This is a genomic window from Mesonia aestuariivivens (assembly GCF_019311235.1).
GTDB lineage: Bacteria > Bacteroidota > Bacteroidia > Flavobacteriales > Flavobacteriaceae > Mesonia > Mesonia aestuariivivens.
Window position 1 is genome coordinate 71019 of sequence record NZ_JAHWDF010000012.1, and the last position, 20825, is coordinate 91843.

Consider the following 20825-nt stretch of genomic DNA (forward strand, 5'->3'; position numbering starts at 1 on the left):
AATTTTTATAGCGTTACAGGAATTGCGTTCTTTTTTTCTTTTCCTTGCGCATCTACTACAGCTACTGCAGCCATATTCACCATTTCTTCTACGCTTGCTCCTAACTGTAAAATATGTGCTGGTTTTCTTAAACCCATCATAATAGGACCTATAGAATCTGTATTATTGAGTTCTTTAATTAATTTATAAGTTGAATTTGCAGAATCGAGGTTAGGGAAAATTAATGTATTTACCTTTCTTCCTGCTAATTTTGAAAAAGGAAATTTGCTTTGTAACATATTCTTATTCAATGCAAAATCTACCTGCAACTCTCCATCTACAGTAATTTCTGGACTATGCTCATGTAAAATAGCCACTGCATCTTTCACTTTTTTTGCACTAGGATTTTTTGAAGATCCAAAATTGGCGTAAGAAATCATACCCACAACAGGCTCCATTCCAAACATTTTAACGGTATGGGCTGTCATTTGGGTAATTCTTGCTAAATCTTTAGCATCTGGATCTATATTTATAGAGGTATCACTTATAAATAAAGGTCCGCGTGAAGTATTCATAAGATTAGTCGCTGCAATTCTAGAAACTCCTTTTTCCATACCTATCAAATCTAACATAGGCCTTACCACGCCAGGATAAGCCCTAGAATATCCTGTTAATAAAGCATCAGCATCTCCTTCATTTACCATCATAGCCGCAAAGTAATTACGCTGACGCATAAGTTTATGAGCATCTAATTGTGTTACTCCGTTACGCTGACGTGATTTCCAGAATACGTCTCCATATTTTACGGTATTGTCTTTTTGATCGTCAGATTTAGGATCTATAATTTCTACACCTTCACTATCAAACTCCAGCTCGTCCATTAGCTCTAGGATAACATCTTTTCTTCCTAAAAGTATGGGTTTTCCTATTCCTTCATCATTAACTATTTGAGCTGCTTTTAATACATCTAAATGGTCTGCTTCTGCAAATACAACACGTTTTGGATTCGTTTTAGCACGATTAATTAACAAGCGTGTTATTTTATTATCATTCCCCATTCGCTCGTAAAGTTCTTCTTCGTAACGTGCCCAATCATAAATTGGTTCTTTAGCTACACCAGTTTCTATTGCCGCTTTAGCTACTGCCGGCGGAACCTCTGTTAGCAACCTAGAATCGAAAGGTTTAGGGATAATATAATCCCTACCAAAATTTAATTTCGTTTCTCCATAGGCAATGTTTACTTGCTCTGGTACATTTTGTTTTGCTAAATTAGCCAATGCACGAACAGCTGCCATTTTCATTTCTTCATTAATTGCGGTGGCTCTAACATCTAAAGCTCCTCTAAAAATATAAGGAAAACCAAGTACATTATTTACCTGATTAGGATGATCACTTCTTCCTGTCGCCATAATGATATCATCACGCGTTTTCATCGCTAAATCGTAATCTATTTCTGATACAGGATTAGCCATTGCGAAAACAATAGGATTATCATTCATCGTTTTTAGCATTTGTGGCGTTAATACATCACCCACAGAAAGCCCTAAAAATACATCGGCATCTTTTACTCCATCTGCTAACGAATTATAGTTTTTGCTAACCGCAAATTCTTTTTGTATTTCAGCTAAATCTTCACGGTCTTTATGAAGCACTCCTTTTACATCAAACATGACGATGTTTTCTTTTTTCACTCCTAAAGAACAATATAAAGAAACACAAGCCATCGCAGCAGAACCTGCACCTGAAACCACTATTTTTACTTTTTTTATATCTTTTTCAGCAAGCTCTAATGCGTTTAATAATGCTGCAGAAGAAATAATTGCTGTCCCGTGCTGATCATCGTGCATGACTGGGATATCTAATTCTTTCTTTAGTCTTCTTTCGATTTCAAAAGCTTCTGGAGCTTTTATATCTTCTAAATTAATCCCTCCAAAAGTGGGAGCAATATTTTTAACCGTATTTACAAAATCATCAATGTTTTTAGTATCTACCTCAATATCAAACACATCTATATCTGCAAATATTTTAAACAACAAACCTTTTCCCTCCATCACAGGCTTCGAAGCTTCGGGACCAATATCGCCTAAACCCAGAACCGCAGTTCCGTTAGAAATTACTGCCACTAAATTTCCTTTAGTGGTATATTTATAAACATTCTCTTTGTTTTTAGCTATTTCTAAACAAGGTTGTGCCACACCTGGAGAATACGCCAACGATAAATCACGTTGAGTACTGTATTTTTTAGTAGGCCTTACTTCTATTTTACCAGGTTTTGGCTTTGCGTGGTATACTAATGCTTCTCTTCTTTTACGTTCGTTACTCATCGTTTATAGTTTAGATGAGTAGCAAAGGTAGTTAACCATTTACAATAGAAAAATAACTAATCTAAAAAGTTGATGTTTCTTTTTAATCCTTGATATTTGGTTCTTTTTACGGCAGATTTTCTAAAAATTTCATTAAAAGTTTCTCGGGTAATTTCTTCCCAATCGTGTTTGGTCATTTGTAATAAATCTGGATGCGGATCGAATAATGGTTCGTTATGAGGTTTAGAAAACCTATTCCAAGGGCAAACGTCTTGACAGATATCACAACCAAACATCCAATCTTCAAACTTTCCTCTTTCTGAACTTGGAATACTATCTTTTAACTCGATGGTGTAATATGAAATACATTTGCTCCCATCTACTTTATAAGGTTCGTAAATGGCATCTGTAGGGCAAGCATCTAAACAAGCGGTACAAGTCCCGCAATGATCGGTCACTGGCGTATCGTATTCTAAATCTAAATCGATAATTAATTCAGCAATAAAAAAGAAAGATCCTGTTTTTTTAGAAAGTAAATTAGAGTTTTTACCTATCCAGCCCAAACCGCTTTTGGCAGCCCATGCTTTATCTAACACAGGTGCAGAATCTACAAAAGCCCGACCACCTACTTCTCCTATTTCTTCTTGAATAAAGTGAAGCAAATTTTTCAATTTATCTTTAATTACAAAATGATAATCTCTACCGTAAGCGTACTTACTGAGTTTGTATGAATTATCTTGCTGCACTTCGTGTGGATAATAATTTAATAATAAAGATACTACACTTTTAGCATCAGGAACCAAAAGCGTGGGATCTAAGCGCTTATCAAAATGATTTTCCATATAACTCATTTCACCATTTCGATTTTCATGAAGCCATTTTTCTAAACGAGGTGCCTCGTCTTCTAAAAATTCAGCTTTACTAATTCCGCAAGACATAAAGCCCAAACGAGCAGCTTCATCTTTGATAAGCTTTGTGTATTTCTCAGCATTATTAAACATACTAGCGCTTGGTAAAATTTAAAAAGGCGTTTCTCGGTTTTAGTGTAATTAAAGGTAAAATTTGAATTGGTGCTTTTTTAGGTTTAATTTTGAACTTAAGCATTACTTCTGAAACAGCCAAAATCATTTCATACATCGCAAAATTATTACCAATGCATTTTCGGGGTCCGGCGCCAAACGGATAATAAGCTATATTTTTACGCTGTTTGCCTTCGGCAAAGCGTTCTGGTATAAACTGTTCTGGTTGTTCCCAATGATCTTTATGACGATGAATCTCATAAATAGACAACAACAAACTTTCGTCACTTCCAATTTTCACTCCTGCTACTTCGTCTGCTGCAAGACTAATACGGTCTATAAAATATGCTGGCGGATACAAGCGCATCGACTCACTTATTACCAAATTAGCATAAGCTGATTGCTGAAGAAATTGCATTAAGTTGCTAGAATTTTCTTTTGCCAGAAGAATATCTTCATATAATTTTTGTTGAATTTTAGGATGTCTTGCTAACAATTCGCAGGTAAACGTAAGCGCATTAGATGTAGTCTCGTGACCTGCGGTAAAAAGAATTAAAATCTCATCGATAAGTTGCTCTTCATCCATGGCGGTAGCATCATCATAACGAGCATCCAGTAGCATATCAAGTAAATCGTCTTCTCGTTGTAAAGAATTTTTACGCTTTTCTACAATAGCTTTTAAAATTTGTCGGGCTTCTTGAGTTAGATCTAAATGTTGCTGAATTTTACCACTTAACCTAAACCACCAGTTTCTATAAGGTTGTCGCAACTCACTCACTAACATTTTTTGAGCAGCCTCTGTAATGTATTGTAAACGGTTAATTTCTTTTTCACCTATCGCACTGCTAAATAAAGATTTGACCACCGTCTGAAAAGCCAAATCGTTGAAAATAGGAAAAATATCAAATTCTCTATCGGTTTTAATCTTATCCAATTCTTTTTGAATAGCCAAATGAACCGTTCCCATTAGTTTTTCCAATTGCTTTTTATGAAAAGCTGGCTGAATTAATTTTCTTTGTTTTTGCCAATGCTCACCATTGGTGGTTAACAATCCTTGACCTACATATTTAGCTAAATCTTTAGCTTGTATTGGAGACTTATGGTAATTTTTTTGATTTTTTTGAAGCAAATGCTGTGCAATTACAGGATCTCTAGAAAAGATGACCGATTTTCCGAAACCCAAATTGAGTCTAAAAATGTCTCCCAACTTTTGAAAATTATTCAAATGAAAAGGAAGTGGATTTTCGACAATTTGTGTAGCGTGTTTTAAAAACTTAAACACGGAAACTTCTGGTATTTTTTGTGACTTTTTCAAAACAAACCTCCTTGCGAGTTGTGTTTAGTTTTACCTAAATGTCTGTATGCCGCTTCGGTTACTTCTCGTCCGCGTGGTGTTCTTACAATAAAACCTTGCTGAATTAAAAATGGCTCATACACTTCTTCTATAGTTTCTGCGCTTTCACTTACCGCTGTAGAGAGTGTTGTAATCCCGACTGGGCCACCTTTAAACTTTTCGATGATGGTGGTTAAAATCTTATTATCCATTTCATCTAAACCATTTGCATCTACATTTAACGCTTTAAGGCTGTAGCGAGAAATTTCTATATCTATTTTACCATTCCCTTTAATTTGTGCAAAATCACGAACACGACGCAATAAGGCATTTGCAATACGCGGTGTACCTCTACTTCTACCCGCTATCTCTATAGCAGCTTCCATCGTCATAGGTACTTTTAAAATATGTGCACTACGCTGAAGAATATCTGATAGCAGCTCTGTGGTATAATATTGCAGCCGACTTGATATTCCGAATCTTGCTCGCATTGGTGCTGTTAACAATCCTGAACGCGTAGTAGCTCCTACTAACGTAAACGGATTTAAATTGATCTGAACAGAACGTGCATTAGGTCCAGATTCGATCATAATATCGATCTTAAAATCTTCCATGGCAGAATATAAATACTCTTCAATAACAGGACTTAGCCGATGTATTTCATCTATAAATAAAACATCACGTTCATCGAGATTAGTTAACAACCCTGCCAAGTCTCCTGGTTTATCTAATACAGGACCTGAGGTAACTTTTATCCCTGCATTTAGTTCATTAGCCAAAATGTGGGCTAAAGTTGTTTTTCCTAAACCCGGAGGACCGTGAAATAAAGTATGATCTAAAGCTTCATCTCTAAGGTTTGCTGCTTTCACAAATATCTGGAGATTTTCTAATACTTGGTCTTGACCCGCAAAATCATCAAAACTTAACGGCCGCAAAGCTCTTTCTATATCAAATTCTTCTGGAGTAAAATTTTCTCCGGTAGCATCTAGGTTTTCATTCATAAAACAAATATAAAGAAAAAGCCTTTCCGAATTGGAAAGGCTTTTCTATATGTTGATTGAAAAATCTTAGTGATTCATTTCTTCTTCATTTTCTTGAAGAGGAACATTTTGAGGGATAAAATCTTGCCCCGGTATCACATAATCTGTTTCATCATTATTTAATTTACTATAATCATAAGACCAACGGTATACTGAAGGAATTGCACCCGGCCAGTTACCATGAACGTGTTCTACTGGAGTTGTCCACTCTAAAGTATTTGCGTTCCAAGGGTTTTGTGTTGCTCTTTTTCCGAAGAAAATAGAGTGAATAAAGTTATAAATAAACACTAATTGTACTAAAGCTGTAATAATTGCAAAAACAGTAATTAATACATTTACATCTGCTAAATCGTCAAAGTAAGGAAAATTTGTATTGGTGTAATAACGCCTTGGTAAACCTGCCAAACCTATAAAGTGCATCGGAAAAAATACGCCATAAGAACCTATAATTGTAATCCAAAAATGAACAAAACCAAGTTTCTTATTCATCATTCTACCAAACATTTTTGGGAACCAATGATAAACACCCGCAAATAAACCATAAAGTGCAGATATACCCATTACTAAGTGAAAGTGAGCAATTACAAAGTAAGTATCGTGAACATTAATATCTAAGGTACTATCTCCTAAAATAATTCCTGTTAAACCTCCCGTAATGAACGTAGATACAAAACCTATAGAGAACAACATTCCTGTATTCATTTGAAGGTTACCTTTCCATAAGGTCGTAATCCAGTTAAATGCTTTAACTGCAGAAGGTATCGCAATTAATAAGGTTGTAAATGTAAATACAGAACCTAAGAAAGGATTCATACCAGATACAAACATGTGATGCCCCCAAACAATAGTAGATAAAAATGCAATTGCTAAAATAGAAGCAATCATGGCACGGTATCCAAAAATAGGTTTACGTGAGTTTGCAGCCATTACTTCTGAAACTAACCCCATTGCTGGAAGAATTACAATATAAACTTCTGGGTGACCTAAAAACCAAAATAAGTGCTCAAACAATACCGGAGAACCACCTTGATGTGCTAATACCTCACCTTTTATATAAATATCACTTAAGAAGAAAGAAGTACCAAAACTTCTATCCATAATAAGCATTAATGCTGCTGATAAAAGAACAGGGAAAGAAACCACACCAATAATAGCAGTTACAAACAACGCCCAAATTGTAAGTGGAAGTCTTGTCATAGACATTCCTTCTGTTCTCAAGTTAATTACGGTAACAATATAGTTAAGAGATCCCATTAGTGACTGTGCAATAAAAAGAGCCATGGCTATTAACCATAAAGTCATTCCTGTTCCTGAACCTGGAATAGCTTCGGGTAACGCACTTAATGGAGGGTAAATTGTCCAACCTGCAGATGCTGGTCCTGATTCTACAAATAATGAACTTAACATAATCACACTAGATAAAAAGAAAATCCAGTAAGAAAGCATGTTCATAAATCCTGAAGCCATATCACGTGCTCCTATTTGCAATGGAATAAGTAAATTACTAAACGTACCACTTAAACCTGCAGTAAGTACAAAGAAAACCATAATAGTACCGTGAATGGTAACCAATGCTAAATAAGCATCTGGATTCATCACTCCATCGGTAGCATATTTATCTCCTAAAAATAATTCGAAAACCCAAGAAGCTTCTTCTGGCCAAGCTAATTGAATTCTAAATAAAATAGACATTAAAATACCTATAGCTCCCATTATCAAACCGGTAATTAGGAACTGCTTACCAATCATCTTATGATCTTGACTAAAAATGTACTTGGTAATAAAAGTCTCTTTATGATGATGTCCATGATCATCGTGATGATCGTGAGCTACTGTTGCGTTTGCTATTGCTGACATATCTAGTATTATATTGCTTTAATTAATGCTTATTACTTTCTACTCTTCTTCTTTCTTAAGTGTCTCTCCAAATGTGCCTTGTTCGCTAATCCAAGAATTAAATTCTTGTTCTTCTTCTACTACAATTTTCATTTGCATATTGAAGTGAGAGATACCACAAATTTTATTACATAAAAGGTAATATTCAAACTCGTAAGGATCCAGAGCTACATCTCCTTTAGCTTCTAATTCTTTACTACGTTCTTTTCTGATTCTATTTAGCTCGTCTACTTTCTCCACCATAAATTCTGATGTTCTCATCTTTTCTGTGGTGATTGTAGGTGTAAAACTAAACTGAGTTACCATTCCTGGAACGACATTCATTTGAGCTCTAAAAAACGGAAAGTAAGCAGAGTGAAGTACGTCTTGTGATCTAAATTTAAATAAAACTGGGCGATCTACTGGAAGGTGAAGTTCAGTAGTTATTTTATCATCCATACCATAACCATCACTTTCATCTAGCCCAACTGTATTAGTACCTTGAATGAAACGCACGTTAGCTTGACCTAAAGTATTATCTTCACCAGCGTATCTAGCTTTCCAACCAAATTGATAAGCATAAATTTCAACAACTAAAGTATCTTCATCTTCATCAATATTCATGATATCAGACCATGTAAATAGACCATAGATAATTAAACCTGCTAAAACAATTACTGGAATAATTGTCCAAATAAATTCTAATTTATCATTATCTGCGTAGAACAAAGCTTTTTTACCCTTTACCCCACGATACTTGTAGGCGAAAAAGAAAAGTAAAAATTGCGTGATTAACTGAACCGTCATAATTAATGCTACAGAGATAAACATTAGTTTATCGTAATCTGCACCATGTTCTGAAGCGGCTTCTGGGAGGTATAAATCTCCCCATTCAACAAAACTATAGAACATGAACATGTAAAGAGCGATAACAAAACCAAACATAATGTAAGCTTGATTTTTATTATCATTATCGTTTGCTATCTGGCTAGCATCTTCGTGTCCAGATTTAGACAAGTTTAGAATTTTAGACATCTGCCAGAAAGTTACTCCCAACAGCGCTATAACTACTATGATTAAAAATACAGTCATTGTGATATTATCTTCTTTAAATAATTTATTTAGTAATGGTAATTTTCACTTTCCTTTAAGAATGGATTGTTTTTAATTTTAAGTGGCGCTTTACCTAAACCAAAGCCAACAACTAATAAAAACAAGCCTAAGAAAAATAATATTGCAGCAAATTCAGTGATTCCAAAAGACCAATGAGATCCTACAGTAGAAGGCATTACTAATAAGTAAACATCTATGTAGTGTCCTACTAAAATAAAACAACCTGCAATAACTACAAACCAAGGTATACGTTTAAAATCACTATTCATCAATATTAGAATAGGAAATACAAAGTTAATAACTACCATTCCGAAGAATAGCAAATTATATTCTTCCATTCTTAATGTAAAATAGGTAACCTCTTCTGGAATATTTGCGTACCAAATAAGCATAAATTGACTAAACCAAAGGTAAGTCCAAAATATACTGAAGCCGAACATAAATTTAGCAACATCGTGTAAGTGACTATTATTTACAAATGGCAAGTGTCCTAATTTCTTTAAAATAATGGTCGTGATTGCTATTACTGTTAATGCTGAAACTATCATTGTTGCAAAAATATACCAAGCAAATAATGTACTATACCAGTGTGGTGTCATAGACATAAACCAATCCCATGCCATTGTAGATTCTGTAATCATAAAGAACAATAAAAAGATTACAGAAAATTTAAAGTTTTTTCTATAAGGCTTAATCGCTACAGAATCATCTTGATCTCTAGAGTTTTTAACAGCAAAGAATCTATAGGTATTCCAAATTAAAAGATATACAATTGCTCTTATTACAAAAAATGGAAAATTTAAATAACCTGATTTTCCTTGTAATATTTTATCTCCAGCGACCAGCTCATGGTTCTGCCAAGGATAAAAATGTTCTCCAGCAAAAAGAACTATTAAAACTACTATAATAGAACCGGGTAAAATATACGCCGTAATCCCTTCCATTACTCTAAATAAAACTGGTGACCAGCCTACCTGAGCTACAAATTGGATAGCGTAAAAAACCAATACTCCCAAAGCAATCATTAAAAAGAAAAAGCCAGCAACAAAAGTAGCAGACCATGGCTTTGTTTGTAATTGATGTAAGACATGCTCTAAATGTTCATCCTCGTGAGATTCACTATGAACTTCTTCACCGTGAGCTTCAGACTTTTCAACATGTTTAACGTGACCAGCAGAATTGATTTCTGCTGTGTGATGATCTTCATTAGCTGTTGCAGAATGATCTTCACCGTGGCCGCCATGTTCAGCAGCTAAAATTTCTTTGGCTTCATCTATCGTAGAAGGAGCAGTTATAAAACCATAACCTATTCCTAATGCGCCTAAAACGATTAGAATAATAGAAATTAATTTTACTTTACCAGATTGCTTGTACATATCTAAAAATATAATGCAGTTTAATCTTAATTAATTATTTTCTGAAGTTTCATGATTACTCATTTCTGAGGCTTCATGATCATCCGTTGCAGAGGCAGAGTTTTCATCTTGACCTTTAGCTAAAGAATCTTTCTCATTAGAATGCTCAACTTGAGCATCACGTAATGCAATTCCTTTTTTCATACTTGATGCATTTTCTATTTCAGCATCTTCAAATTCACGCTGTGGCTCACCGTTAAGGTTACGCTTAAGATCTAATACATAATGTGCGATTTGCCAACGCTCAAACTCATTGGTTTGAACAGCATAAGATCCCATATTATTTAAACCGTAAAACATCACGTGATAAATACTACCTTCTGTAATTGCTCTTCCAGCATCATTGTATGCAGGAATCCCTAATATTTTTTCTCTTTGTGCCAAGGTTCCTTTACCATCACCTTTATCACCATGACAAATAGCACAGTAAATGGTATACAAGGCCTTACCTTCATTAACATTGTCTTCTGTATAAGGAAGTGGATTTGATAAATTAGCTTTTGCGTTTTGATAGCCTTCGTTAGAATCTTCATATTCATAAGGCATCCATCCTCTAGAGACGGTTCCTTCGACAGGCAACTTTGCTTCTTGACCGTTTTCAAATAAATCGCCATCGTACTCTAAATACGTTTCGTAACTAGCAGACTTATACATATTAGGAAAATATTGGTAATTTCTACCTTTTTCCTGAAAGCATGAAACTGCAACTAAAGAAACAGCGATTAATGTTATTATGCGAAATAAACTTTTCATGGATTTATTAATCTATTAATTTTACTTCAGAAGCTCCTGTATCTTTAATAAACTTAACTAAAGCTTCTTCACTATGGTTTGCAACTTCAATTTCAACACAAAAATGATCATCTGTAGTACGAGGATCTGGATTCTCAGCTTTTTTAAACGGCCATATTTTACTTCTCATATAAAAAGTAATCACCATTAAGTGAGCTGCAAAAAATACAGTTAACTCAAACATAATAGGAATAAATGTAGGCATATTATCAAAGAAACTAAAACTTGGTTTACCCCCAATATTTTGAGGCCAATCCTGTATCATCATAAAGTTCATCATTGTTATAGCAACCGTTAATCCGGTAAGACCGTACAAAAATGAAGTTATTGCTAACCTAGTAGGCGCTAAGCCCATAGCTTTATCTAACCCATGAATAGGAAAAGGAGAGAAAACTTCAGATACATAATAATTCTCTTCTCTTATTTGTTTTACAGCTTGTAAAACTAAATCGTCATCATTATAGATAGCCTGAATAACTTTTGCTGACATACTAGTTATTTTTATTGTTTTTATCTTCTGAATTTAAATCATCTTCACCTTCATGAGCCTCTGTATTTGCTGCTGGACCTCCAGAAGCAGGAAACTCTTCTACCTCACCAATATGATCATCACTTACATGTTCTTCTCTAAGTTTCTTATACTTATCTCCAGAAGATTTTAAGATCGTTTTTACTTCGGCTTGTGCAATTACAGGAAAAGTTCTCGCATATAATAAAAACAATACAAAGAAAAAACCTATAGTTCCTACAAATGTACCAATATCTATAAATGTTGGAGAGAACATTGCCCAAGAAGAAGGTGTTCTACCCTTACTTAGACATATTACAATAATATCAAAACGCTCAAACCACATTCCTATATTAATTACCAAAGCAACAAAGAATGTCCAAACAATATTTCTTCTTAATTTCTTAATCCATAATGTTAGGGGCACAATAAAGTTACAAGTAATTAGTGCCCAAAAAGCCCATGCATAAGGACCCGTAGCTGCACCAAAAGATAGGTATGTATAATTCTCATAAGAGATTCCTGAATACCATCCGATAAAATACTCTGTAATATAGGCAACACTTACAATACCTCCAGTTAACACAATTACTTTGTTCATATATTCAATATGAAGTATGGTAATGTAATTTTCTAGATTAATAACTTTTCTCATCGTAATAAGAAGCGTTTGTACCATAGCGAAACCAGAAAAAATCGCTCCAGCCACGAAGTATGGAGGGAATATCGTAGAGTGCCAACCAGGAACTAATGATGTAGCAAAGTCAAAAGATACAATAGTATGCACTGACAATACCAATGGAGTTGCTAAACCTGCAAGCACCAAAGAGACTTCTTCAAAACGTTGCCAGTCTTTAGCACGACCACTCCAACCAAAACTTAAAATACCGTATATTTTCTTCTGAAAAGGCTTTGTAGCACGATCTCGAATCATTGCAAAATCAGGAAGCAAACCTGTCCACCAGAAAACTAATGAAACAGATAAGTAAGTAGAAATTGCGAACACATCCCAAAGTAGTGGCGAATTAAAGTTTACCCACAATGAACCAAATTGGTTTGGTATAGGTAACACCCAATAAGCCAACCAAGGACGCCCCATGTGAATAATTGGGAAAAGTCCCGCTTGAACTACCGCAAAAATTGTCATTGCTTCTGCAGAACGGTTTACTGCCATTCTCCATTTTTGACGGAAAAGTAATAATACAGCAGAAATTAATGTTCCAGCGTGACCAATACCTACCCACCAAACAAAATTAGTAATATCCCAGGCCCAACCAATGGTTTTGTTTAGACCCCAAGATCCAATCCCGGTAGAAACAGTATATATAATACAACCTAATCCCCATAAAAATGCCACTAGGGCGATAGAGAAAACAAGCCACCAAGACTTGTTTGCTTTTCCTTCTACAGGAGCTGCTACATCTACAGTTACATCGTGATAAGACTTATTACCAGTAACTAAAGGTTCTCTTATGGGTGCTTCGTAATGTGACGACATATTCTTAATTAATAATTGATTCTTTAACTAATTTTATAAATCTCCTGTGTTCTTCACTAAAGTCTGATACATCACATTTGGTTTTGTACCTATACTTTCCAACAAATGATACATACGCTCATCGTTCTTCTTCTCAACTATTTCGGAGTTTTTATTATTTATATCACCAAAGGTCATTGCGCCTTGATCACATGCTCTAGAACAAGCAGTAAAGAACTCATCATCCCCAACTACTCTACCATCGCGTTTAGCATCAAGTATTGTTTTCTGCGTAATTTGAATACACATAGAACACTTCTCCATAACTCCACGTGATCTTACGGTTACATCTGGGTTTAACACCATTCTACCTAAGTCATTATTCATGTGATAATCAAACTCTTCATTCTCATTATACAAGAACCAGTTAAAACGACGCACTTTGTAAGGACAGTTGTTAGCACAATATCTTGTACCCACACATCTGTTATACGCCATATGGTTTTGACCTTGACGACCGTGAGAAGTTGCCGCTACTGGACAAACTGTTTCACATGGAGCGTGATTACAGTGCTGACACATAACCGGCTGAAATGCAACTTCTGGATTATCGTAAGAAGCATTTTCTATCTTGTCGTAAGTTTCGAATGCTGGTAAATCTTCTAAATCTTTCTGCTCTTGTTTAAATGTATCTGCAGAAGAGTAATAACGATCGACACGCAACCAGTGCATATCTCTAAATTTTCTCACTTCGTCTTTACCTACTACAGGAACATTGTTTTCAGAATGACAAGCAATCACACAAGCTCCACAACCTGTACATGCATTTAAATCGATAGATAGGTTAAAATGATGACCAATTTCTCTATCAAATTCATTCCAAAGACTAGCTTTTTCTTCTCTTACTGAAATTTCATTGTGATCGTAATCTACTTCAGGAGTAGGATTCCAATGATGTTTATCTTCTGTATTAAATATCTCTAAAGTTGTTTCTTTAACGATATCATCTCTACCGGCCATTGTGCTCTGTAACTGCACACAAGCAAACTCATGTATTCCATCTGCTTTTTCAATAGTTACATTCTGAAAAGCATTAAAATCTTTATATAAAGGGTAAGCATTTACTCCTACCTGCATTTCTTTTTGAACTGCTTCTTTCTTCCCGTATCCTAGCGCTAAACCTACCGCACCTTTTGCCTGACCTGGCTGAATAAGAATTGGTACATTTTTAACTACGTTATCACCAACCTTTAAGTTAACATAACTTCCATTTAAAGCTCCATTAGAAACAGTCGGATTTTCTAAATCTAACTTATCTGCATCTGCTTTAGAAATGACTAAATAGTTATCCCAAGAAACTCGCGTTAACGGATCTGGAAACTCCTGCAACCAAGGGTTATTAGCCTGTTGACCATCACCCATACCAACTTTTGTATATAAAGTAAGCTCAAACTCACTTTCTTCTGAAGTTGCAAGGTCACGAAGTGCTGTTGAATAATTTGGAGTCGCTACAGCACCTAATTCTTCTTCTGAAACTACAGGAGAAGACGCCTCGAACACACCGTCATGAAGAGCTTCATTCCAAGATGAAATACTACCTGACCATGTTTGTTTAATATAATCTCTATAATTTGTTTCTGAACCACTCCATTTTAATAAAGTATCCTGAAATTGTCTCGTATCAAATAACGGACGAATAGTAGGCTGCATTAAACTAAAATCTTTCTTAGTTAATTGCACATCTCCCCAATTTTCTAGATAATGAGAAGTAGCCGCTATATATTTACAAAGTTTTGCTGTTTCGTCTTTTTTCATTGAAAAAGCAATAGAAACATCAACTTTCCTTAAACCTGCTTTAAAAGCCTCTACATTAGGTAAACTATAAGCAGGGTTAACACCAGCAACCATCAAGGCTCCAACATTACCCGCATTCATATCTTTAATTAATTGCTGAACTTGCTTTGCATTACCTTGACGTACCAGTTTTGGATTGCTTTTATCCATCACTTCACTTCCTAAGGCATCATTTATAGCAAGAACCAATAGTTGAGCATTAACATCTGTAATTCCAGAAACAACAACCGCTTTAGAACCAGCATCTCTTAATTGACGTACAGCTTTAACAACAATATCATCTAATCTAGGAGAAAGATTGCTTTTTGCCCCACCCACAATATAACCGTAGATAGCAGCAAGTACAGCTTTCTGCTGAGATGGTTTTACAGGAACACGCTTATCTGCTTTAGCTCCAGTCTGAGTCATATTTCCTTCAAATTGAATATGACGGGACATTTTTCCATTTTTAGGAATACGACTTTTAGCATAACTCACATCATTTCCACCTGCTTGCCAATCTGCCAGAAAATCTGCTCCTACAGAAACAATAACACCAGCCTTAGAAAAATCATAATTTGCCAACGCACGTGTTCCGTATTTCATCTGATAAGCATCTAATGCAGCATCTTCAGAAATCGCATCATAAACCACATGCTTAACATTAGCATATTTAGCTGAAAATTCATTTATCAATTTAGAAGTAGAAGGACTTGCCATTGTTGATGTTAACAACACTTTTTGACCACCCACACTCCGCAAAGCACCACCTACTTGACGATCTAACTCTTCCCAAGAAACATCTTCACCATCAATCTGAGGACGCTTTAATCTTTTATTATCATACAATGATAAAACTGAAGCATGAACTCTCGCATTAGCCCCTAATGAAGCTTTAGCTAGTTTATTACTTTCAATTTTAATAGGTCTTCCTTCTCTAGTTTTAACTAAAACACTAGCAAAATCAAAACCATCTGCCATTGTTGTCGCATAGTAGTTTGCTACACCAGGAACGATACGTTCTGGCTGAACCACATAAGGAATTGTTTTAGTTACAGGTCCTTCACAAGCTGCCAATGAAGCTGCAGCAGTACTAAACCCGACAAATTTCAAAAAATCTCTTCTCGAAGTAGCTGAACTCTCTAGAGAATCCTTATCTCCCAAAAATTTATCTGTAGGAATTTCTTCCACAAATTCATTCTGTCGAAGCTTCTCAACAACAGGGCTATTTTCGTTTAGCTCCTCAACACTCTTCCAGTATTTTTTGTTTGATGACATATATAAATAAAATTAGCTTCTTAATAAATTAATAATGACACTTACCACATTCTGTCGCTCCCATTTGAGCAGCAGTTAATGTTTCTACACCATATTTTTTAGACAATTCATCGTGAATCTTCTCGTAATATTCATTACCCTCCATTTTCACATTTGTCTTTCTATGACAGTTAATACACCACCCCATAGTTAACGGAGCGTACTGTCTCATAATTTCCATTTCTTCTACTGGACCATGACATTCTTGACACATTACACCAGCAACACTTACGTGCTGAGAGTGATTAAAGTATGCAAAGTCTGGTAGATTATGTATTCTCACCCATTTTACTGGCTTAGACTCACCCGTATAAGATTGCGTAGACGGATCCCAACCTACAGCATCGTAGAGCTTAGCAATCTCACCATCATAAAACTCTTTAGAATACTCCTCTGTCACCGATGTATTAGGACTTGAAGCATCTGCAACCTCACTTATTGATTTGTGACAGTTCATACAAACATTCAACGACGGCACTCCAGAAGTTTTACTCACACGAGCTGAAGAGTGACAATATTTACACTCAATTTCATTATCTCCAGCATGAATTCTATGCGAATAATGTATTGGCTGCACTGGAGCATAACCTTGATCTACCCCAACCTGCATTAAATATCCATACACAAAATATCCACCTGCCAACAATAAAAACACTGCAGTAACAATCACTAAAAATTGATTCTCTACAAAAGCTTTCCAAATTGGCTTTCTTGATTCTTTTTCCTGAACCTGAACTCCGCTTGCAGCAGCAAATCTATTCAATGTCTTATTCACTAAGACAAGAACAACCACTAAAAGCAATAACACAAATGCAAGCACCCCTAAAATAATATCACTAGAAACCCCGCCGCCTGAAGACTCACCTCCACCAGCATTAGCCTGCACATTCGCAGTAGGCTCCGGCTTAGGCTGCTCAACATAAGCGAGTATATTATCAATATCCTCATTTGAAAGCTGAGGAAATGGAGTCATTGCCGTTTCATTAAATTCTTCATATATAGCCACTGCCTCAGCATCACCTGCCGCAATTAAGGCTTGACTATTTTTCACCCAACGATAAAGCCAATCTTTATCGTGTCTACTAGTCACTCCGTTTAACGCAGGACCTGTAGATCTCTTATATCTTTTATGACATGATGCACAAAGCGAATTAAACAATTCTTTACCCTTAGCAGCATCACCACCTGCAGAACTAGCAGCAGCTTTCGCATCAGCTGATTCTTCTTGATCAGCCGGAGCAGCTTCATCCTGTGCGAGTAAATTTTGAGAAAACGAAAATAGAACTACTATCGAAATTAGTAGTAATCTTAAAATTGAATGGCGGGTATTCACCTTTTCCATATTACAGCTGAATTATCTTCTTAGTTTGGTACGGTTTTTATAATGAATAAGTTAGCTCAACAAACCCCTAAAATCCCGTAAATTTCCACAGCAAAAGTAATACTTAAAGATGATTTTAGGAATGTTACAGTATTGTTAATAGCTAATTTATAATATTTCTAAATAAAAATTAGTGATTTGGTCTTAATAATAAGTTCTATTTTTGCATAAAAAAATTTTTGAAATGAAAAAGAAAATTAGAGTCATAGCATCTTTACTTATTATGACATGTTGTTATTTTTTCAGCATTAATCAGTCAGTTGCTCAAAGTTCGATAGAAGTTGATCCGCTAGTTCAAGAACTCGTCATATTGAAAGCAAAAATGACAGAAAACAATGAATTAAACGAGCGCTACAAGGTTCAGTTATTTTACGGCATAAACCTTAGTGAAGCTAATAAAATTAGAAACGAATTTGAAAGCAAATTTAATGAGTGGCCTTCTGACATTGTTTTTGAGACCCCGAATTATAAAGTCTGGATTGGAGATTTTAGAACTCGTTTAGAAGCAGAGAGAGCATTTATAAAGCTTAAAAAATATTTTAAAAGTGCTATTATATTTAAACCTTAATGTAAGATTTAAAACCAAAAAAGCGGCTTGTTAAAACAAGCCGCTTTTTTTATGTTCAATTGAAATTTATTTTATTTCAATTTCTTTTTTACTTCTACTTCCTGGAATGCTTCGATTACATCACCTTCTTTAATATCATTGTAGTTTTTAACTTGAATACCACAATCATATCCTTTAGCAACTTCTCTCACATCGTCTTTAAATCGTTTTAAAGAAGATAGAGTTCCAGTATACACAACCACTCCTTCTCTAATCAATCTAATATTACTATTTCTATAGATCTTACCGCTAGTTACCATACAACCAGCAATAGTACCAATTTTAGAAATCTTAAAGGTTTCTCTAATCTCTGCATTACCTGTCACCTCTTCTCTAAGTTCTGGCGAAAGCATACCTTCCATCGCATCTTTAAGATCATTAATCGCAGCATAAATAATAGAATAAGTTCTAATATCTATTTCTTCACGATCAGCAACTTGACTTGCATTACCAGCTGGCCTTACATTAAACCCTATAATAATTGCATCTGATGCCGAAGCTAATAACACATCACTTTCTGTAATGGCACCAACTCCTTTATGGATAATATTCACTTGAATCTCTTCAGTTGAAAGTTTTTGGAAACTATCTGTTAAAGCTTCTACAGAACCATCAACATCACCTTTCAAGATAATATTTAATTCTTTAAAGTCTCCTAAAGCAATACGTCTTCCAATTTCATCTAATGTAATATGACGCTGTGTTCTCACACTTTGTTCACGCTGAAGTTGTGTACGCTTAGAAGCAATATCTTTCGCTTCACGTTCATCATCCATTACCTTGAATTTATCACCTGCTTGTGGCGCGCCGTCTAACCCTAAAATAGAAACAGGAGTCGATGGGCCAGCTTCTTTAATATTATTTCCACGCTCATCATGCATCGCTTTAATCTTACCACTAGTGGTACCCGCTAACACATAATCACCTATCTTAAGCGTACCTGTTTGTACTAAAATAGTAGAAACATAACCCCTACCTTTGTCCAAGAATGCTTCTACTACAGCACCATTAGCCAATCGTTCTGGGTTAGCTTTTAATTCTAAAATTTCAGCTTCTAATAAAATTTTCTCTAATAATTCTTTTACACCGTCTCCTTTTTTAGCTGAAATATCTTGAGATTGAACTTTACCACCCCAATCTTCAACTAAGAGATTCATCGCAGCCAGTTTTTCTTTAATCTTTTCAGGATTCGCAGTTTGCAAGTCAACCTTGTTAATTGCGAATATAATTGGCACCCCTGCAGCTTGTGCGTGAGAGATAGCCTCTTTAGTTTGAGGCATCACATCATCATCTGCTGCAATTACAATTACTGCGATATCTGTAACTTGCGCCCCACGAGCTCTCATTGCCGTAAAGGCTTCGTGACCTGGTGTATCTAAGAAAGATATTTTCTCTCCATTATCCAATTTAACTGCATAGGCTCCAATATGCTGAGTAATACCCCCGCTTTCACCTGCGATTACATTTTCTTTACGAATATAATCCAGCAATGACGTTTTACCGTGATCTACGTGACCCATTACTGTAACGATAGGAGCACGTGTAATTAAATCTTCTGGAGCATCAGGAATCTCTTCTACAGTTTCTTCTATATCTGCAGTAACAAAATCTACTTCATAACCAAATTCATCTGCAACGATACTTAATGTCTCTGCATCTAAACGCTGATTCATTGTCACCATCATTCCTAGAGACATACAAGCAGAAATTACTTTAGTTACAGGAACATCCATCATCGTAGCAACTTCACTAACTGTAACAAATTCAGTTACTTTTAAAGTCTTACTTTGTTGTTCTTGTTCTGCCTGCTCTACTTCTGTTTTTTGACGGTGCTGATCTCTTTTATCTCTTCTGTACTTAGCACCTTTACCTTTAGATGACTTCCCTTGAAGTTTTTCTAAAGTTTCTCTTACTTGCTTTTGTACTTCTTCCTCTGTAGGATCTTCTTTTTTAACGGCAGCCACCGGTCTACGACGACTATTACCTTTGTTGTAATTCGCCTTTTTAACATTAGCTCTAGGACCTGGAGAAGCACTACCGTCTTTATTTATTCTTCTTCGACGTTTTTTCTTATTGGCACTAGCCGCAGATTTATCGTCTTTCTTATCGTCTTTTTTCTTAACTGGTTTTTTGAACTTACTAAGATCAATTTTTTCACCAGTAAAGTTAGGACCATTTAATTTTTGATATTTGGTCTCTAAACGATCTTCTTCTTGTGGTTGCTCTGAAGTAGATTTCTCTTTCTCTTCATTATTTTTATCTGAAGAAACTACAGGTTTTTGGGGAGCAGGTTTAGAGGCTTGCTTTTGGTCTGATTCCTTAGCTTTTTCAGCAGGTTTCTTCTCGGCAGGGTTTTCTTTTTTAGCTTGACTTGACTTTTTACCTTTATCAAGATCAATTTTTCCTACTTGCTTAGGGCCTTCTAATTTATTCTTAGCCTTCACAATTCTCTCTTCCTCTTCCTTCTTCTTAAGCTCTTCTTTCTTTCGCTCTTCTTCTAACTTCACAAGTTTTTCTTGCTGTTCTTTTTCTCGAGCTAAACGAAGTTCTTCTTTTTCCTTTTTGCGCTCTTCACTTACTTCTTTTGAAGCCACTTTTTTACTTTTATCTGTCTGAAATTTATCAAACAAGATTTGGTAGACTTCATCTGAAATTTTTGTAGTAGGACGCGCATCAATATCATGTCCCTGTGCTGTTAGAAATTCTACAGCACGATCTAATGAAATATTAAATTCACGTAATACTTTATTTAATCGCATTTTTTTTGCTTCAGCCATAAATTGCCTCTAAATTAACCTCTTATTCTTTAATTATTTGACTAACTATTTCATCA

At 35.4% G+C, this 20825-nt stretch carries 14 protein-coding genes; 1 reads left to right on the top strand and 13 read right to left on the bottom strand.

The features are described from left to right. Positions 1–5 precede the first annotated feature (5 nt). From KW502_RS11630 to KW502_RS11685, 12 genes are all read right to left on the bottom strand, one after another. The gene (locus KW502_RS11630; protein ID WP_219040727.1) at positions 6–2303 is read right to left on the bottom strand and encodes an NADP-dependent malic enzyme; all 2298 of its coding nucleotides are present in this window, start codon (positions 2301–2303) and stop codon (positions 6–8) included. 56 nt (positions 2304–2359) lie between these two features. Further along, positions 2360–3283, bottom strand: a complete 924-nt coding sequence (queG, locus tag KW502_RS11635; protein ID WP_219040728.1) for a tRNA epoxyqueuosine(34) reductase QueG — start codon at positions 3281–3283, stop codon at positions 2360–2362. Between the two features lies 1 nt (position 3284). Beyond that, positions 3285–4616 carry a cytochrome P450 gene (locus KW502_RS11640; RefSeq protein WP_219040729.1) on the bottom strand — a complete coding sequence of 444 codons (1332 nt, stop codon included), beginning with the start codon at positions 4614–4616 and terminating at the stop codon, positions 3285–3287. Beyond that, entirely contained in the window at positions 4613–5635 is a 1023-nt protein-coding gene (gene ruvB / locus KW502_RS11645; RefSeq protein ID WP_219040730.1) for a Holliday junction branch migration DNA helicase RuvB, read from the bottom strand. Before ruvB ends, KW502_RS11640 begins: the two co-directional genes overlap by 4 nt. A gap of 66 nt (positions 5636–5701) precedes the next feature. Beyond that, on the bottom strand, positions 5702–7531 hold the full coding sequence (locus tag KW502_RS11650) for a cytochrome c oxidase subunit I (RefSeq protein WP_219040731.1): 1830 nt from the start codon (positions 7529–7531) through the stop codon (positions 5702–5704). 39 nt (positions 7532–7570) lie between these two features. Beyond that, positions 7571–8641 (bottom strand): cytochrome c oxidase subunit II, encoded by a 1071-nt coding sequence (locus KW502_RS11655; protein ID WP_219040732.1) that lies wholly within the window; start codon positions 8639–8641, stop codon positions 7571–7573. Between the two features lie 29 nt (positions 8642–8670). Beyond that, positions 8671–10038: a quinol:cytochrome C oxidoreductase gene (locus tag KW502_RS11660; protein WP_219040733.1), complete on the bottom strand. Its 1368-nt coding sequence runs from the start codon at positions 10036–10038 to the stop codon at positions 8671–8673. A 30-nt stretch (positions 10039–10068) separates the two neighbouring features. Then, positions 10069–10830, bottom strand: coding sequence for a c-type cytochrome (locus KW502_RS11665; RefSeq protein ID WP_219040734.1), 762 nt, complete (start codon positions 10828–10830; stop codon positions 10069–10071). Positions 10831–10837: 7 nt separating this feature from the next. Beyond that, on the bottom strand, positions 10838–11359 hold the full coding sequence (locus KW502_RS11670) for a DUF3341 domain-containing protein (protein WP_219040735.1): 522 nt from the start codon (positions 11357–11359) through the stop codon (positions 10838–10840). Between the two features lies 1 nt (position 11360). Further along, positions 11361–12875, bottom strand: a complete 1515-nt coding sequence (gene nrfD, locus KW502_RS11675) for an NrfD/PsrC family molybdoenzyme membrane anchor subunit (RefSeq protein WP_255554217.1) — start codon at positions 12873–12875, stop codon at positions 11361–11363. A 33-nt stretch (positions 12876–12908) separates the two neighbouring features. Continuing rightward, the gene (locus KW502_RS11680) at positions 12909–15965 is read right to left on the bottom strand and encodes a TAT-variant-translocated molybdopterin oxidoreductase (protein ID WP_219040736.1); all 3057 of its coding nucleotides are present in this window, start codon (positions 15963–15965) and stop codon (positions 12909–12911) included. A gap of 28 nt (positions 15966–15993) precedes the next feature. After that, the gene (locus tag KW502_RS11685) at positions 15994–17346 is read right to left on the bottom strand and encodes a c-type cytochrome (protein ID WP_219040737.1); all 1353 of its coding nucleotides are present in this window, start codon (positions 17344–17346) and stop codon (positions 15994–15996) included. Between the two features lie 223 nt (positions 17347–17569). On the opposite strand from KW502_RS11685, the gene KW502_RS11690 reads away from it, so the two are divergent. Beyond that, positions 17570–17953 carry an SPOR domain-containing protein gene (locus KW502_RS11690; RefSeq protein WP_255554218.1) on the top strand — a complete coding sequence of 128 codons (384 nt, stop codon included), beginning with the start codon at positions 17570–17572 and terminating at the stop codon, positions 17951–17953. A 71-nt stretch (positions 17954–18024) separates the two neighbouring features. Here the strand turns inward: KW502_RS11690 and infB are convergent, their stop codons facing one another. Then, complete coding sequence (infB, locus tag KW502_RS11695) at positions 18025–20769, bottom strand: translation initiation factor IF-2 (RefSeq protein WP_219040738.1); 2745 nt, start codon at positions 20767–20769, stop codon at positions 18025–18027. Positions 20770–20825: the final 56 nt, after the last annotated feature.

Bases quoted from the DNA above. Each gene is read 5' to 3' on its own strand.
- KW502_RS11630 (WP_219040727.1), bottom strand. From the start codon at position 2,303: ATGAGTAACGAACGTAAAAGAAGAGAAGCATTAGTATACCACGCAAAG.
- queG (WP_219040728.1), bottom strand. From the start codon at position 3,283: ATGTTTAATAATGCTGAGAAATACACAAAGCTTATCAAAGATGAAGCT.
- ruvB (WP_219040730.1), bottom strand. From the start codon at position 5,635: ATGAATGAAAACCTAGATGCTACCGGAGAAAATTTTACTCCAGAAGAA.
- KW502_RS11650 (WP_219040731.1), bottom strand. From the start codon at position 7,531: ATGTCAGCAATAGCAAACGCAACAGTAGCTCACGATCATCACGATGAT.
- KW502_RS11655 (WP_219040732.1), bottom strand. From the start codon at position 8,641: ATGACTGTATTTTTAATCATAGTAGTTATAGCGCTGTTGGGAGTAACT.
- KW502_RS11660 (WP_219040733.1), bottom strand. From the start codon at position 10,038: ATGTACAAGCAATCTGGTAAAGTAAAATTAATTTCTATTATTCTAATC.
- KW502_RS11665 (WP_219040734.1), bottom strand. From the start codon at position 10,830: ATGAAAAGTTTATTTCGCATAATAACATTAATCGCTGTTTCTTTAGTT.
- KW502_RS11670 (WP_219040735.1), bottom strand. From the start codon at position 11,359: ATGTCAGCAAAAGTTATTCAGGCTATCTATAATGATGACGATTTAGTT.
- nrfD (WP_255554217.1), bottom strand. From the start codon at position 12,875: ATGTCGTCACATTACGAAGCACCCATAAGAGAACCTTTAGTTACTGGT.
- KW502_RS11680 (WP_219040736.1), bottom strand. From the start codon at position 15,965: ATGTCATCAAACAAAAAATACTGGAAGAGTGTTGAGGAGCTAAACGAA.
- KW502_RS11685 (WP_219040737.1), bottom strand. From the start codon at position 17,346: ATGGAAAAGGTGAATACCCGCCATTCAATTTTAAGATTACTACTAATT.
- KW502_RS11690 (WP_255554218.1), top strand. From the start codon at position 17,570: ATGAAAAAGAAAATTAGAGTCATAGCATCTTTACTTATTATGACATGT.
- infB (WP_219040738.1), bottom strand. From the start codon at position 20,769: ATGGCTGAAGCAAAAAAAATGCGATTAAATAAAGTATTACGTGAATTT.